At 50.2% G+C, this 16,544-nt stretch carries 11 protein-coding genes and 1 riboswitch; of the genes, 5 read left to right on the top strand and 6 right to left on the bottom strand.

Annotated elements, in window-relative coordinates:
• Positions 1 to 89 precede the first annotated feature (89 nt).
• Both Q1B04_RS01930 and Q1B04_RS01925 read left to right on the top strand, forming a co-directional pair.
• The gene (locus Q1B04_RS01930; RefSeq protein WP_299754849.1) at positions 90 to 1,391 is read left to right on the top strand and encodes an NCS2 family permease; all 1,302 of its coding nucleotides are present in this window, start codon (positions 90 to 92) and stop codon (positions 1,389 to 1,391) included.
• 246 nt (positions 1,392 to 1,637) lie between these two features.
• Positions 1,638 to 2,306, top strand: a complete 669-nt coding sequence (locus tag Q1B04_RS01925) for a hypothetical protein (RefSeq protein ID WP_299754846.1) — start codon at positions 1,638 to 1,640, stop codon at positions 2,304 to 2,306.
• Between the two features lie 258 nt (positions 2,307 to 2,564).
• On the opposite strand, the gene Q1B04_RS01920 is transcribed toward Q1B04_RS01925, so the two are convergent.
• On the bottom strand, positions 2,565 to 3,914 hold the full coding sequence (locus Q1B04_RS01920; RefSeq protein ID WP_299754844.1) for a Na+/H+ antiporter NhaC family protein: 1,350 nt from the start codon (positions 3,912 to 3,914) through the stop codon (positions 2,565 to 2,567).
• Between the two features lie 232 nt (positions 3,915 to 4,146).
• Positions 4,147 to 4,249, bottom strand: a riboswitch (SAM riboswitch).
• Between the two features lie 172 nt (positions 4,250 to 4,421).
• Here Q1B04_RS01920 and Q1B04_RS01915 point away from each other — a divergent pair.
• On the top strand, positions 4,422 to 5,342 hold the full coding sequence (locus Q1B04_RS01915) for an N-acetylmuramoyl-L-alanine amidase (RefSeq protein WP_299754841.1): 921 nt from the start codon (positions 4,422 to 4,424) through the stop codon (positions 5,340 to 5,342).
• A gap of 147 nt (positions 5,343 to 5,489) precedes the next feature.
• Here Q1B04_RS01915 and Q1B04_RS01910 read toward each other — a convergent pair whose 3' ends face one another.
• Entirely contained in the window at positions 5,490 to 6,749 is a 1,260-nt protein-coding gene (locus tag Q1B04_RS01910) for a DUF819 family protein (RefSeq protein ID WP_299754839.1), read from the bottom strand.
• 231 nt (positions 6,750 to 6,980) lie between these two features.
• Between Q1B04_RS01910 and Q1B04_RS01905 the strand changes: the two genes are divergently transcribed.
• Positions 6,981 to 8,030 (top strand): serine hydrolase domain-containing protein, encoded by a 1,050-nt coding sequence (locus Q1B04_RS01905; protein WP_299754836.1) that lies wholly within the window; start codon positions 6,981 to 6,983, stop codon positions 8,028 to 8,030.
• A 131-nt stretch (positions 8,031 to 8,161) separates the two neighbouring features.
• Here Q1B04_RS01905 and Q1B04_RS01900 read toward each other — a convergent pair whose 3' ends face one another.
• The 4 genes from Q1B04_RS01900 to Q1B04_RS01885 form a co-directional block, all read right to left on the bottom strand.
• Positions 8,162 to 9,340 (bottom strand): C40 family peptidase, encoded by a 1,179-nt coding sequence (locus Q1B04_RS01900; protein ID WP_299754834.1) that lies wholly within the window; start codon positions 9,338 to 9,340, stop codon positions 8,162 to 8,164.
• Positions 9,341 to 9,433: 93 nt separating this feature from the next.
• Positions 9,434 to 10,522, bottom strand: a complete 1,089-nt coding sequence (locus Q1B04_RS01895) for an aminotransferase class I/II-fold pyridoxal phosphate-dependent enzyme (protein ID WP_299754832.1) — start codon at positions 10,520 to 10,522, stop codon at positions 9,434 to 9,436.
• Positions 10,522 to 11,535, bottom strand: a complete 1,014-nt coding sequence (locus Q1B04_RS01890) for a dipeptide epimerase (protein ID WP_299754830.1) — start codon at positions 11,533 to 11,535, stop codon at positions 10,522 to 10,524. Before Q1B04_RS01890 ends, Q1B04_RS01895 begins: the two co-directional genes overlap by 1 nt.
• Before the next feature lie 158 nt (positions 11,536 to 11,693).
• Complete coding sequence (locus tag Q1B04_RS01885) at positions 11,694 to 13,040, bottom strand: D-alanyl-D-alanine carboxypeptidase (RefSeq protein ID WP_299754828.1); 1,347 nt, start codon at positions 13,038 to 13,040, stop codon at positions 11,694 to 11,696.
• Between the two features lie 280 nt (positions 13,041 to 13,320).
• Between Q1B04_RS01885 and Q1B04_RS01880 the strand changes: the two genes are divergently transcribed.
• Positions 13,321 to 16,539, top strand: a complete 3,219-nt coding sequence (locus tag Q1B04_RS01880; protein ID WP_299754826.1) for a SusC/RagA family TonB-linked outer membrane protein — start codon at positions 13,321 to 13,323, stop codon at positions 16,537 to 16,539.
• Positions 16,540 to 16,544: the final 5 nt, after the last annotated feature.

Genomic DNA, 16,544 nt, shown 5'->3' with positions numbered 1-16,544 from the left:
GGCCGTTTTAAAGATCGAGTTTTTTCTTACATTAGGTTGGCCTAACTTTAAGCCTTCACACAACACCAATACCTCAACCTGCACAGAACATGGAGTCATACTTCCGCCTGAAGCACCACGGCACAGATATTAAAACGGAGGTGCTCGCCGGCGTCTCTTCCTTTTTGGCCACGGCTTATATTATAGTTGTAAACCCGACCATTTTGGCCCAGGCAGGCATGCCGTTTTCAGGAGTGCTCACAGCCACTGTTTTAGTTTCTTTTTTCAGTAGCTTAATGATGGGCCTGTATGCCCGGAATCCAATTTTGGTAGCACCCGGTATGGGCCTGAATGCCTTCTTCACGTTTTCGGCTGTGCTGGGAATGGGGGTAACCTGGCAGGTGGCTTTGGGAGCCGTATTCTGGTCGGGCATCGTTTTCCTGATACTCTCTGTCTTTAATGTGCGGACGCTTATTGTAAAAGCCATTCCGAGGCCGCTCCGGTTTGCTATTGCCGCCGGCATCGGCTTATTCATCACGCTTATTGGCTTTGCGAACGCTAAATTTATTGTAGCCAACCCCGCCACCATCATCGGCGTCAGCCCGATGACGCCTGCCTTGCTTACTTTTCTGGCCGGCCTGTTGCTGACTGCCGTTATGATTGTGCGCAACGTGAAGGGCGGCATTTTGCTTGGCATTTTATTTACTACCTTAGCCTCTTATCCACTGGGCCGCTGGTGGGCTACTGACATAGAGCCACTGATTACCTGGCAAGGCATTACCTCCGCACCGGACTTTAGTTTGCTGTTTCAGCTTGATCTGATCAATTCTTTCCAACTCTCCATCATACCGGTCATATTCGCTTTTGTATTTACCGATATGTTTGACAGCATCTCCACGTTTGTGGGCTTGGCCGAGGCTGCTGACCTGATGGACGAGCACGGAGAGCCGCGCCATGTAAAACGCTCCCTGACTACTGATGCCGTAGCCACTACACTGGCCGGTTTGGTAGGCTCCAGCCCTGGCACCGCTTACGTAGAGTCGGCGGTTGGTATTGAGGCAGGCGGCCGCACAGGATTGACGGCGGTTGTGGGTGCACTGCTTTTCCTGCCTTTCCTCTTTTTGGCGCCGCTGCTCTCCATGATCCCGGCTATAGCCACGGCCCCTGCCCTGGTGCTGGTAGGTGCGTTTATGGTGCGCCCGGTCACTAAAATCGATTGGTTTAAGATGGATGATGCTATTCCTGCGTTTCTGGCTATGGTGCTGATCCCTTTTACCTACTCTATAACGCAGGGAATTATCTGGGGCTTTCTAAGCTGGACAGCTGTGAAGATGGTAACTGGCAAGCGGAAAGAGGTAAGCATCGCGCTTTGGGTCATAGACTTCTTTGCCATACTTGCCTTGTTGCTTTAGCGCTAAATTGGAGCAGGCGGAGACGAAAGTGTGGAACTTTTCCCCATAGTGAACTTGATTTTGCCATATTTCTGTTCGTAGTGATGTTGCCATATCAGATTTTTTAGTAATCTTAAACAATATATGACACGCGGCAGGGTTAAGCCTGTAAGTAAAGGTGCTTAAAAAGATATAATTCTATATATTCACCTCCCGAATAGCTTATAGCAGAAATACAAAATTTAGTACAAACCAAATCTTTAAATTATGAAGGCACTCTTTTTCTCCCTCGCACTCATGTGCTCTGCCACTTTTGTACAGGCACAGGGTAATAAAGCAGAAAAAGCACCTGCAGCCAACGCAAAACTTGAAAAGCAATTCGAAGGGCTGAAAAGCAGCTCTAACACCTGGCAGGGTTACAAGGTGGTGAAGATCACTACGCTGGATTCGTTCTGGAAAACCGTTCAGGAGACTGTTGCATCCAAAGACAAGAAACTGGAGAATTTTGAATCCGAGGCAGACGCCAAGCTACAGGAGGCACGCAAAGATGTAGCCGCTCAGGAGCAGCAACTGCAGACCATGCAGAACGAAATGAAGCAGAAAGAGGCGGAGATACAGCAGAGCATGCACGACATTACGCATATCTCAGTGTTAGGAATTGACTTGCCAAAGCAGTTTTACGTGCTCCTGAACAGCGGAATCATACTTGCCTTACTGATAGCTTTAGGCGTTATGATGGTGCAGCATAAGACCAGCAAAAGTACAGCAAACGAAAAACGCAGAGCTTACGATGAAATGGAGCTTGAGCTGAACGAGTATAAAAAGAGTGCACGCGAGCGCGAGCTAAAAATTAAGCGCGAGCTACAGACCGAGCTTAACCGCGTGGAGGAGCTGAAGCAGCAGCTTGCTTCTGTCAGAAAGCAACCGCAGCTTTAAGAAATCTCCTTAAAAGACTTTAAAAGAACCGCTTGGCTATAGAATGCTGAGCGGTTCTTTTGCTTTATACGTCATGGTTATCGGTAAAAGAAGTGCTTCCTCTCATTCTAAAAAACCATACTTGCCGAGGCTTGGGGGAAGAGGCACACATGATCTGGCACAAATAAAAACAGGGAAGACAAAGCTTGCCCTCCCTGTTTGGTTAAGGTTAGTAAAGTTAGAATAGTCGCGGGTAATTTTAAGGGTAGAGAAAATAAGTTAAGCGGCCTTGGCTGCCAGGCTTTGCTCTGCCGCTGTTTGCCTTGCCAAGTAACGATCTACAAAAGGAGTATAGATAGACAGCAAACTGAAAAGCAGCAGCAAGTACAGATACCAGTTATAGGCCCATATATTCAGGAAGCTTAGATCGCCTTTCGTGAAGCTGAGCAAAATAAGGATTTGCGCGCCGTAAGGCAGCATTCCCTGCACTACGCAGGAGGCTATATCTAGCAGGGCAGCCGTTTTACGCTTATCGATTTTATATTTGTTGCTGATCTCCTTTACGACCTGACCTGTTACTACAATAGAAACAGTATTGTTGGCAATGGCTGTGTTTGTGCCTCCTACCAGCGCAATTATGCCGGTTTGTGCAGAGCGGAAACCACGTGTGGCCTTGCTTACTTTTTGCAATAAAAACGCTATGCCGCCTGCCTCGCTTACCATCTGCGCCAAGCCGCCTGTCAGCATGGAGAGCAGAAAAATCTCTGTCATGCCTGTAAAGCCTTCGTAAACGCTACGGGCAAACGGCAACAGTTCCAGCTGCCCCTGCCCCAGCCCTACTGCGCCGGAAGCCAGCGTACCTATGATAAGCACAGCAAAAACATTCCCCCCGCTTACTGCCAGCCCAATCACCAAGAGGTAAGGCACGATCTGCCAGAAAGAAAAAATTTGAAGCTCCGGCACAAGAGCGTCTGCGTTTGCCGCTGTGCTCCAGCCGGTAAACAACAGCAAAGCAATGGTTACAAGAGCAGCAGGGCCGGCAATCAGTATATTCACCTTAAACTTGTCGCGCATGCTGCACTCCTGCGATTGTGTAGCGGCAATGGTGGTATCGGAGATAAAAGAGAGGTTATCGCCTAGCATAGCACCGCCAAGCAAAGTGCCCAGCAGCAAAGGCAGCGAAGTATGGCTCTGCTCTGCCAGCCCTACCGCTATAGGCCCCAGCGCCACAATAGCTCCTACAGACGTGCCCGTTGCCGTAGACAGGAAAGCCGCCAGCAGAAACACGCCCAGCCCCAGGTACTGCACCGGCAGCACGCTCAGCCCCAGGCTCACAGTGGCATCTACGCCCCCAACAACCTTAGTTACCGTAGCAAAAGCGCCGGCAAGTAAGTAGATAAGGCACATGGTGATAATTTTTGAGTCGCCGCTGCCCCTGATGAGGGCAGTTACTTTGGCCTCTGTGGAGCCGCGAAGTATAAAAAAGGCAGAGATGATGCCCAGCACCACCGCCACCGGAGCAGGCAGCGCATAGAAATCATTTAAAGCGATACCTGCTCCCAGAAAAATAAGTACAAACACGAAGAAGGGGACAAGCGCCCACCCGCCAGTTTTTTGAATTTGTTGCATGAATTGTATCAGAAACGGGCATGCCGAAGTTTACCGACTGCTGCTCCGCTTGGCAAAAAGAAAAGTATGATTTAACCAGGCCCGTAAAAAGCCAGAGAAGCGGCTAAGTGGCCGCAGAAAAGGAGTAGCCTCAACAGCAACAACAACAGAAAAAAGACTGTTGTGGAGCTACTACAGAAGTATGGGCACGAAAATGATTTGCTAAAAGCGAATGTAATGAGTGCATGTAGTTAATTTATAGATCCCAACTTGGGCAGGTATTAGCACCTTTACGACCGTGGCCGTGGTTGCTAGAGGTTCACTGAGCCTACTCTCTCCCCTCTTCTTTATAAATCTTGCATAAAGATGCTGCAAAGGTAATGGCAGCTGCGCTACAAAATCAACCGCTGCACGAAAGTTCTTAAAATATTAACACTGCATTACAGGTATAGTTCTGTGTCTAAACTTGCATCTGAGGCTAAATTCATACAAGTTTATACTTCGAAATAATTCACCTTAAAATATACTATGAAGTATACTTCTACTGCCTTTTTACCTTTGCTGCTGGCGAGCGCTTTGCTCTACAGCTGCTCTTCAAACCCTTATGCCAGTACTAACCGGGCGCACAAGAAACAGCTGAAAACGTATGCCAAACAGCTGCGAACAGTGCCTGCCATTGAACCAGAAACATCTTCGTTGCAACTCGGCGATCAGTGGGTAGGCACTACAAACTTTAGCATGCGCCGCCCCAATTTCGTGGTCATCCACCATACAGCCCAAAACTCCACCGACCATACTTTAAAGACGTTTACCATGCCTAAAACGCAGGTAAGCGCACACTATGTTATCGGGCGGGACGGCAAGGTATACCACATGCTAAACGATAACCTGCGCGCCTGGCACGGGGGCAACAGCCGCTGGGGAAACAACACCGACCTGAACTCCTCTTCTATCGGGATAGAGCTGGACAACAACGGTGCGGAGCCTTTTGAGGAGGCCCAGATTAAAAGTTTACTGGACGTGCTGGCGATGCTGAAGGAGACATACAATATTCCGGCTGAGAACTTTATCGGCCACTCTGACATAGCACCGGTGCGCAAGGTAGACCCGAACGAGACTTTCCCATGGAAAAGGCTGGCAGCGCATGGCTTTGGCTTGTGGTATGATGAAGGTGTGGTGGCCCAGTTTCTGCAGCCGGCGGCCCCGATTACGGTACTCGACAGCACTGCTTCCCAGCCTGTACTTATACTGCAGCCACTGGATTCAGTATCAACCATTCCGCCACACTTCAACCCCAAAGAGGCGCTTCGTATCATCGGCTACGACACCCGCGACCTTCCTGCGGCTATCCGGGCATTTAAGCTACATTTTATACAGGATGAAGTGAACATGGTGCTGACCGAAAAAGACAAAATCATACTTTACAACCTGTATCAAAAGTACCTGTAGAAACTGGCTTGGAAGACAACGGAGCTTCGAAATTCTCCTCTTAGAGTTTAAAGCGCTACAGACGCAAATCCAGCTAAAAAAGACGCGGCCCCTGCAGATGAATCATCTTCTGCAGGGGCCGCATTTTATCTTATACTTTATACTTTGTTAAGCCAGTAAGTTCCAAACATACTGCAGCATCAGGCCGCACATGTACGCGCCGTAAGTACCTACTGCATACCCCAAAACTGCCAGCAACACGCCAACCGGAGCCAGGTAACGGTTAAAGGCTACCGCTACGATTGGGGCCGAGGCAGCACCACCGATGTTGGCCTGGCTGCCCACCGCCACATAGAAGAACGGCGCTCTGATGATGCGCGCCACGATCAGCATGATCAGTATATGGAACGTTATCCAGAAGGCACCGACTAAGAACAGTTTCGGGTTATCCAGCACTGCACCAAGATCCATGCTCATACCGATAGTGGCTACCAGAAAGTATAGAAACACGGAACCAAAGCGGGAAGCTCCGTACCCTTCCAGATCACGCGCTTTGGTAAACGACAGCGCCAGCCCCGCCGTGGTGGCAATGATCACCAGCCAAAAGAAGCCGCTTGTGATGGAATATGTTTCCAGCTCCGGAAAGTTTTCCGCAAAGTATGGCGCGATAATATCCGACAGAAAATGAGACAGCCCTGTAAAACCAAAGGCCACCCCAAGCAGCACCATGGTAGACGTGACTGTCGGCATCATACGTTTGCCTGCCTGCAGCCCCTCCAGGCGCTCCTCCAGTTCTTTGATCGGGCGGCTGTCGGCACCCAGCAGTTTGTCGATCTTCTCCGGCTTCTGCGAGAAGTATAACAGGAATCCCATCCAGACGTTGGCAACCAGCACATCCACAGCAATCATCTGCCCGAACGCCTCTTTGCTTGCGCCGAAAACCTCCAGCATAGCCGCCTGGTTTGCGCCGCCGCCTATCCAGCTGCCCGAAATGGTAGCCAGCCCTTTCCATACTTCATCATCGCCGGTATACAGCACATCCGGAAACAGAGAGCCGACAGCAAACAGCGCCAGCGGCCCGCCAAACATCACCCCCACCGTGCCGGCAAAAAACATAATCACGGCTTTGCTGCCCAGCATGCTCAACGACTTAAAATCGATGCTGAGCGTGAGCAGGATGAGCGAGGCGGGCAGGAAAAAGCGCGAAGCCACAAAGTATAACTGCGATGCCTCGCCGGATATAATATTGAACGTATTGAGCAGCGCCGGCAAAAAGTAGCAAAGCAGCAGCGAAGGAATTACCTTGTAAAACCGCACCCACAGCTGTTTGGTGCTGGAGGAAGTATGAAAAACTAGTGCCAGGATGACGAGCAGGATGCCCAGCACCACAGCTTCATTCGTGATCAGCGGTGCGCTTGATTCGGTCATGGGTTGGTGTTTTGTAGATCGTTAAGGGTGATGTAAGGTGGAGTTGCCAGGAACTAAAAACTTTAAAGCCGCAATACCTCTACCAAACTTTAAAGTTAGAACGAGTAAAGCCTAAAGCCAACACAAGCCAGTTTTTTTTCAGGTTTGCAGTCTCACCTAAACAAAGAGAGGTGCGAAAGTATACTTCAGGTTTTCTAAATTTGACCAGCAGCAACACCTTGTACTTTAGATATGCACGCCATTCAAGCAGCTCTTGACAACCTGACCAATCGCCATTTCTCCAGCCGCACTCCTGGAGCCGCTTTGTTAGTGGCCCGTAAAGATGAAGTTTTTATGTCTGGCGCAGGCTTGGCCAATCTGGCAACAGGCGCACCAATCACCGCTGACACTACTTTTCGGCTGGCCTCTGTTTCGAAGCAGTTTACCGCCATGTGCCTGCTTCTGCTGGCGCAACGGCAGCAGCTACACTTAAACGACAATTTAAATTTATACTTTCCGGAGCTAACACAATTTAAAAGTATACAGCTGCTGCACCTGCTCAACCATACTTCCGGGCTGCCCGATTTTGAAGAGCACATTTGCGGGCACCAAACCGAACAGCTTACTGATGAGGATGTGCTGGCGATAACCGCTGCACAGCAGGAGCCCCTCTTTGCCCCTGGCACCCTGTACCGCTACAGCAATACCGCTTATGTGCTGCTGGGCCTACTGGTAGAGCGGGTGTCGGGCACTAATTATGCAGATTTTTTAGAGGAGCACATTTTTGCCCCCCTCCACATGAAGCACTCCGTACTTTACAAAGCGACTGGCACCATACCTCATCGCGCCCTGGGCTACAGGCAATCCCCATCCGAAGGACAATTCATACTTACAGATCAGAATATAGGAACCGCCACCCGAGGAGACGGCTGCATTTACATGTCGGTGCAGGATTACCTGAAGTGGCACAAAGCTTTATCAGATGCCAAACTGTTTAACATAAATAAGCCACTAAAGACGTACAAGGCAACGATAGATGAAGCCAACGGCTGGCACTACAACATGGGCTGGTTTCTTGCAGAAGTCAGCCACGGCAACAGCGAGTTCTTCCATAGCGGCGACACCTCCGGCTTCACAAATTTGGTAATCCGGCTGCCGCACCTCGATGCCCTCATCGTTTGCTTCTGTAACACTGCCAACAACCAGCCTTTCCTAACTGAGCTGCTGCAGGAGCTCAAAAAATTCCCGGAGCTCTGCCCCACTTCTGATTTAGTTTACAAACTGCCGGAGCTGACGCGGTAATACCTGGTCATCAGGTTTAGGTGCTGTGCCTGAGCGACTACAGATTTTGTTTACCTGAAAAACGGGCAAAAAAAAAGAGGCGCAGTTACTGCGCCTCTTCCTGTATGTTTTCCTGTTGCTTAAAATATCATTTACTGATACAAAGCTGTCCTGCGCAAATCTACCACAGCATCTGCAGGTGTGATGCGCTTGGCACGCAAAAAGCGTTTCAGCTCCGGTTCGTCGAAATTCTCTGCATTTGGGTTCATGCTGCTGATGCGTACCCTCCCAGCTGAATGTATAAACTCCTGGTTTCCACCGATCCACATGCCCACATGCACAACACGCTCCGACTTTCCTTCCTTGGCTGGCACCCCAAAGAAAAGCAGGTCGCCGGGCTGCAGGTTGTTCCAGCCGTTGGATGTATCTACCAGCTCACCGATGTGTACCTGCTGCGATGCATCGCGTGGCAGCACGAGGCCGTTCATGAAGTATACTGTTTTGGTAAAGCCGCTGCAATCCACACCCTTAAAAGAAGTACCGCCCCACAAGTATGGCAAGCCAAGCAGTTGCTTGCTGGTGCTCACCAGGTTATCACCGTTTGGCTTGCGGCTTGCCAGCCACTCCTCATACTTCACCGATTCTGCGGCAGGCACAAAACCTTTTCTGCCATCCGGGAAAGTAACCGCATAAAAATCGCCCTGCTTCTGCTGCAGCGCCAGCACATCGCCATAAACTAAGTCCGAAACGGTGCCAGCGTTGGCTTCAGCGGCTTCGTAAGCAAATCCGTAAGGCTTGGTATACAGCAGTTTCGGGCTTTTCTGCCAGGCATCAAAAGCGGCTTTATCCATCAGGCTTACGCCTCTCTCATCCACCCATGCCAGGTATTTATCCGGGGTTTGCACCAGATACCAGCCGCGCTCCTGCTTCAGGACATGCACAGGCGTGCCCATGGTTGCCTGTGTAGCCAACTCGGCGGGGTGCTTTGGTTCTGAGCGCAGGTTGGCCACCGAAATCGCTATAACGCCATAGTTCTTGCCCTCCAGCTCCGCCTCTGGCAGCACCTCAATACTATCCACGTAGCTTATGTTTGCCTCTTTCAGCTTCTTCAGCAAGTCTTGTTTTGCTTCCGGCATATTTGTTTGGCCGGCCAGCACATTGCCTCTTTGCTCCACTTTAAAAAGTGCCACCCGCTTATCAGGCGCAAACTGTTCTCGCACCGACTCCAGGTGCGGAGCCATGGTAGCATCGGCAGTGGTAGCCGTTTCCTTTCCGGATGTACAGGCCATCAGGAAACCCAGGGCAAAAATCAGGTAATTTTTTTTCATCATATTTTATTGGCATGCCGCTGCAAGCAGGTGCTACAGCAGGTTAGTTAATATTTTTTTGATGCTTGAATGTGAGATCATCTAAAGTATGAATTCCTAATTTACGACAAATTTTGAAGAGAATTGGTTTATTGTCTCTGTTAGCCGCTCCAGGTCTTCGGGGGTATGCAGGCTGCTGAGTATAACCCGGTTTACAAGATCGCTCTCGGCTGTAGGGTACCGAAAACTGGAAACCAGGATGCGGCGCTGGTGCAGGTACGCTGCCATACTTTTGTGCTGCGTGCTGAAAACCGGGTAATCCGGAATGTAGTTGAACAGCTCGTCCGGCTTCTGCAGTTGGCTTAAAAAATCATGAATGTTCTGCACCAGCTGCTTTCTCGCCTCTTTTATCACCTCCCCTGCCTGCAGGTACGCATACAGGTAAGCCGGAATGGCCGGTGAGGCTCCGCCAAAGTATGGACTGGCTTTTACCAACTCCACAATTTTTCGGGAGCCAAGTATAAAACCTGCCGGCACGCCCATTGCCTTTCCGAATGAGCTCACCACTACCAGTTCCACATTTTTATACTTGCGCAGCTCCGGGTAAATCCCAACTCCATTGGGCCCCAAAACGCCAAACCCATGCGAGTCGTCCAACACAAGTATGATTCGCTTTTGCGCCGGCAGCTGCGCCACCCAATCAAAAGTATACGTTTTAGCCAGCAGCGGATCCAGGGCATTGCAGATTAGCACATACGCCTCTTCTGCTGACTGCCGCATCTCCTGCACCACCAGTTCGGCCCAAATCTCAAAAGGCGTATTTGAATTGGCCTGTAAAGCGGCGCTATCGTTCAGCCACAGCGCCGGATGCGCGTGCGGTGCGTAAAGCACTGTGCCGAAGTTATGCAGCGCCTGTACCAGCGTCTGCCCCATCAAAAAGCCCGACGACATGGTAACCGCCGCCTCGGCACCGCTTATACTTGCCAGCTGCTCCTCCACCTGCCCGTATACTTGTAGCCGCAGATTAGACCGCCGTGAGCTGGAGTAATTCGTACCGTAGCGCCGCATTCCCTCCAGCACCAGCTGCTGAAACGCCTCGTTGCAAGCCATACCTAAGTAAGACGTGCCGCTGCAGTAGAGAAACTCCTCCCCATTCAGTTTTACAGCTCGCCCCGGCAGGTGGTCGGTGTAGGCTGGCGCACTCATTAACCTAGTAGTTCGGCTCCTGTTCCGTTTACTTTGCTGTAATGTACTTTGCCGAAGTCGATGGTGACGCCGCTGGCGATATCCTTGCTTAGCAAAATAGCCCCGTCCATGTCCACGTAATCCAGCATCGGGAGCAGCTGTGCAATCGCTGAAATACCCACCGAAGATTCTGTCATGCAGCCTACCATTGTCTTTAGCCCCAGCTTGCGGGCCTCTTGCAGCATACGGCGCGCTGGTGTCAGGCCGCCGCATTTTACCAGTTTCACATTAACCCCATGGAAGTGGCCGTGGCATTTGGCTACATCACTTTCAGTAATACAGCTCTCATCCGCTATAAGCGGCAGCACCGACTGCTGGTATACTTGCTTCATACCTTCCAGATCGTCTGCACGCATCGGCTGCTCAATAAACTCCACGTTCAGCGGCTTTAGTTGCTTTGCGTTTTCAATGGTTTCCTCCACACCCCAGGCACAGTTTGCATCTACTCTGAAAACGGCATCGGTATGCTTGCGCAGCTCCTTTATAATGGCCACATCCTCTTTCGTGCCCAACTTAATTTTGTAGATTGGCCACGGCATTTCTTTCAGCTTCTTCACCATGTTATCTATGGAGTCAATACCGATTGTGTAATCGGTAAGCGGGTTGTTGTCTGGGTTCAGGTTCCAGAGCTTGTAGAGCGGCTGGCCGTTCAGTTTGCCGTACAGGTCGTTGGCTGCCATGTCGAGGGCGCAAAGCGCGAAAGGGTTGTCGGTTAGGTGTGGCTGCATCTGCGCCCAGAAATCCTCCGGCTTCTCCAGTTCTGTCGCCTCAATCTTCTCGCGGATGCTCTCCAGCGCTGCCGTCATACTCTCAATCGTGAAGCCGTAGTAAGGGTTGCTCGTGGCCTCGCCATAGCCTTTATGTCCGTTTTGCTCCAGCTCCACAATCATGGTTGGCTGCACATCGCGGGAGTCGTAAGAGATGGTGAAAGTATGTTTAAGCGGCAGGTCAAAAGACCGGATGGTGAGTTTCATGGCAGTTGTTTTAAGTATAAATGCTTTTTATAGATTCTTATTTGTTGCTTGTTTGAGCTTATATTTCAAGTAAAAAGTTTGATTATGATCAAGACAAATACGTCTTCTTTAACTTTCTAACCCTCTAACTTTTTAACTCTTTAACTTTTTTAACTTTCTCAATATTTATCGTGCACCTCTGTCATGATCCGCACCATTTCGTTACGGATATCAGCAGTTGGCGCTTTAAAGTTGTTGTTCATAAAACTGAAGAGCAGCAGCTTCCCGCTCTTCGTGATGATAAAGCCGCTCTGGTTATGCACATGCGACAAAGTGCCGGATTTACCGAACACAAAAGGCACCTCAGCCTTATAGATATTTCGGAAAGTGCCGGGCCGCCCCCCGACAGCCAGCATAGGCAGCAGCTCCTCCTGCGGCCGCTCCAGCATTAGCTTCTGAAGCAGGGCGATGATGCTGCGCGGTGTAAACATGTTCATGGTAGAGAGGCCGGAGCCGTCTATCCATACAGGTTCATCAGGCAGGTCAGCCAGGTAGGTCGCTTTTACGTGCTTTATCGCATTTTCAACTGAAAGCGTATCGGAGAGGGTGCCGGAGCAAATTGCCAAAAGCTGTTCGGCCATCAGGTTATCGCTCACCTGCAGCATGCGCTTCAGTACAGTATCAGTCGGTAAGCCATAGAAAATCTTGCCTCCCTGCGGCACAGCGGCTTTCAGGAGCTCCACATCCCGCTGCAGCGTATCTGCCAGCAGTGTTACCACCATTTCGGGAGAGGTGATAAACGGCACCTCTATAGAGAATTTAGCGGCGGCATACCGTGGGCGATATGTGATTTTGTTTGTGCGCCACCCTCTTACAAAAGCGTTACCACCACGTGCGGCAGCGGCATCTACCACAATATTCTGCTTAAAGTATGAGGGAGTCGTTGTAAAGGATTGCCCTTCTTCTTTGTAAAATTTGATGATGTTGCCGTGAACGGGAAAAACATTACGCTCCGGCTGGTAGTAATAATTATAATCATCCCAGCCCCAGTTGGTGGCAAAGGGCGTACTGCTGAAAGGGGCATCCACGTAATAAAGCTTTTTCTCCGGGCGGTTCTTGAGAAAATCGTAGGCCAGCGTGTTTTTCAGGTCCATGTGCGTGAACGTAGGATCACCGGTACCCCAGAAAATAAGCGAATCGCCCCAACTGACATACTTTAAGGCTGGAATAGAATCGCCGAGCATTTTCAGGCTGGCATAGAACGTAAATAGCTTCGTGTTGGAAGCTGGCACAAAGTACTTATCGGCATTGTGCTCTGCTACCATCTGCCCCAATTCCGGGTCGTATAGCGCAAATCCCACAAAACTCTGCAGCCGCTGCTCTGCCTCCGCCACCTCTCGCTTAACCTCGGCAGGACCGAAGCTTTCAGCCGCAGCCGTAACAGCAGGCACCCTGCTGCTACAGGCTACCGCCAGTAGCAGGTAACAGAAAACTCCACATCCGGAGACTAGCTTACTTAAGGTCATAGGTCTGGCGCTTCAGTTGAAACACTTAAATAAGCGAAAAGGCATATATATTCAAAACCTTTGTTACAACCTCTTTTCAAACCTGCGCTTACAAACCTGCTTAAAGGCCATGGTTTTTCAATAAAAAGCTAGAGCTAAACATGCTTTCCCTCGCCTCAGAATATATTTAATTATTAAAATATTTACAAATTACATAAAGCTGTTATAACTACTTGTTTGTATCTATATTTTAAATGGCTATATTACAAGGACTAATCTTTATAATCTAACCTAAACACTTATGAGAAAAAACTACCCATTCCTACTCCTGCTGGTGTTAGTCTGTTGGTGCGGCTCCGCCTTTGCCCAGCAGGTTAACGTGAGCGGCACAGTAACCGGTGCAGATAACGGCCTGCCGCTGCCCGGTGTCAGTGTGGTTGTAAAAGGCACCACAACCGGTGTTACCACCACCGCTGACGGCACCTATCAGCTTAATGCGCCGAGTGCCGACGCAATTCTTATGTTCCGTTTCCTGGGCTATGAGGTAAAAGAGGTGCAAGTGGGCAACCAGCGCACAATTAATGTACAGCTTAACCTCGATAACCAGCAACTGAAAGAGGTGGTGGTAACTGCGCTTGGCATTGAGCGAAGCGAGCGTTCGCTGGGTTACGCCACACAGGAAGTAAGCGGAGAGAACCTAACCTTGACCAAAGAACAGAACGTACTTGGCTCACTGGCTGGCAAAGTGGCTGGTGTGCAGGTAACCGGCTCATCGGGCGCAAGTATGGGTGGTACCCAGAAAATTAAGATACGGGGTGTCAACTCCCTGACTGGCGGAGGGCAGCCTCTCATTGTAGTGGACGGCACACCTATCTCCAACGGCAACTACGCCAGCAGCGACGGAGTGGACTTTGGCAACTTAGCCCAGGATATCAACCCGGAGGATATCGCGTCTGTTAACGTGCTGAAAGGGCCAGCTGCCTCCGCGCTTTATGGTATCCGTGGTCAGCATGGTGTTATCATGATCACAACTAAAAAAGGGGCACCTGGATCAGATAAAGTTACGGTACAAGTAAACTCTGCTTTCTCGATAGAAAAAGTAGGCAACATTATGCCTTACCAGAACATGTACGGCGGCGGCGGAAGCCAAACCTGGAGAACCCTGCCGAACGGCGAAAAGTATGTAGACATCTCCTATGACGAAAGCTGGGGACCCAAAATGGACGGTACCATGGTGCGCCAGATCTTCAGCTTTTACCCGCAGGACCCTACTTTTGGCCAACTAACGCCTTTTGTGCCTCATCCTGACAACATTGAAGACTACTACGAAACAGGCCACACCCTAAACAACGGCGTTAGCATTACAGGCGGCAGCGACAAAACCAACTACCGCATCAGCGCAAATGATACGCGTATTGAGGGTGTGGAGCCAAATACCTGGCTGAAACGGCACAACATTGGTGCAAGCCTTGGCATTAACCTGTCTCCAAAACTGACGGCCTCTACCAACATCAACTATGCAGGCAACAGCGCCCAGCGTCCGGCGCAGGGCTCCGAAGACGGCTCCCGCTACCTGGGGCAATGGTTCCAGCGCAACCTGGACATGAACCGCCTGAGAGACTATAAGTATGACGATGGCACTTTCCTGCACTGGAACCTCAGAAGACCTAGCAGCACTACCGGTGAGGTTACAAACTATAAGCCGCTGTACTGGAACAACCCTTTCTTCGAGGCCTACGAGAACACCACCAACGACAGCCGGGACCGACTGTTTGGCGACATTGGGCTTAGCTACCAGCTATTGCCAGACCTGAAACTGAGCGGCTTTATCCGCAACGATATGTATACCCAAAGTATAGAGTCCAGAACGGCTTTCGGCGGCAAGGATATACCGGGCTATTCTGTTGCTAAATACCAAAACCGTGAGACTAACTATGAACTGATGGCCCAGTACACGAAAGAATGGGGCGACTTTTCTTTAAACGGCCATTTGGGAGGCAACTTGTTTGATCTTGACTACAGCTATATCTCACAGGCAACCTCTGGAGGTTTATCTACTCCTGGGTACTATAACCTGGCCGCCTCTATAGACCGACCAACCAGCGGCAGGGAATTTTACCCATCTTACCAAGCCCAAAAGCAAATAGCAAGCGGTTACGGCCTGGTGTCATTAGGTTATAAGGATACCTACTTTGTAGATGCCTCCATCAGAAGAGACCACTCCTCTACCCTTCCTGACCCTTACTGGTACTCGTCCTTTTCAGGCAGCTTTGTGTTTAGCGAACTGTTATCCTGGGATCCACTTTCGTTTGGTAAGTTCAGGGCAAGCTATGCCGAGGCCGGCTCAGATGTGGGTGTTTACAGAACATCAATTGATTATGGTGTAGGCGGAATTTACAATGGAGTAAACACGCTTACGGTTCCTAACACCCTCAATAACCCAAATATCCAGCCCGCCTTCGGCAGGTCTTATGAGGCAGGCATAGACCTGAAATTCTTCCAAAACAGATTTGGAGTAGACTTTACCTATTACCAGCAGCGAAACAAGAACGAAACGATCATACTTCCTGTATCTGGGGCAAGCGGTTACGGCGCTACGTTTGTTAACGCTGGCCTGATCGAGAACAAGGGTATAGAACTTTCCCTGACCGGAACTCCCGTTCAGAGTGAGATCTTCACCTGGGATGCTATCTTTAACCTGAACAGAAACAGGAATAAGATAGTAGAGCTATACCCTGGCATTGACGCCTACCTATTAGGCTCAACCACTTACTCCAGCACATCTAGTTACCTGTATGCTTACGAAGGCGAGCGGTTTGGATCTTTGGTAGGCCAGGCTTACCAGCGCGACGAAGCCACAGGTAAAATCTTGCTAGGTGCTAATGGTTTGCCGCTGTACACTACCGCCACACATAATTTTGGCAGCGTATTGCCAGACCTGACAGGTGGCTTCCAGAACTCCTTTAAAGTATGGAAGTTTGATGTAGGCGCCATGGTAGATTTCCAGGTGGGTGGCCAGTTCTTCAGCCGCTCTAAAATGCTTGCTGTCAGAACGGGCTTAGACCCGATTACGGTTGCCACCAACGACAAAGGCATGAATGTGCGCGACGCTGTGGAAGACGGTGGCGGCGTAAGAGTAGACGGCGTTTACGGACCGGGCACCGTGATTAACGGAATTGATGTTAGCGGCCAGGAGACGACGGTGTATGTCAACCCGCAGTCTTACTATGGCACCACCGCCAGAAGAATTTACGAAGACTGGCTCTACGATGCTTCTTATGTAAAGCTGCGCGAAGTGCGTGTAGGTTATACCTTGGATAAATCCATACTTGGCAACCTGCCAGTTCAGAGCATGGGCATCGCGCTTATCGCCCGCAACCCGGCTATGATTTGGCAAAAAGCACCAAAGGGACTGGACCCGTCAGAGCTTTCAACCGGCGGCCAAAACATTAGCTGGTATGAGTCGGGGCAGCTGAACACAGTTCGCTCTTACGGCATCAACTTAAACATTACATTTTAATTCTG

The organism is uncultured Pontibacter sp. (genome assembly GCF_947495565.1).
Lineage (GTDB): Bacteria > Bacteroidota > Bacteroidia > Cytophagales > Hymenobacteraceae > Pontibacter.
Note: the sequence above shows the minus strand (reverse complement) of the source record. Positions and strands in the feature narration are given on the sequence as shown.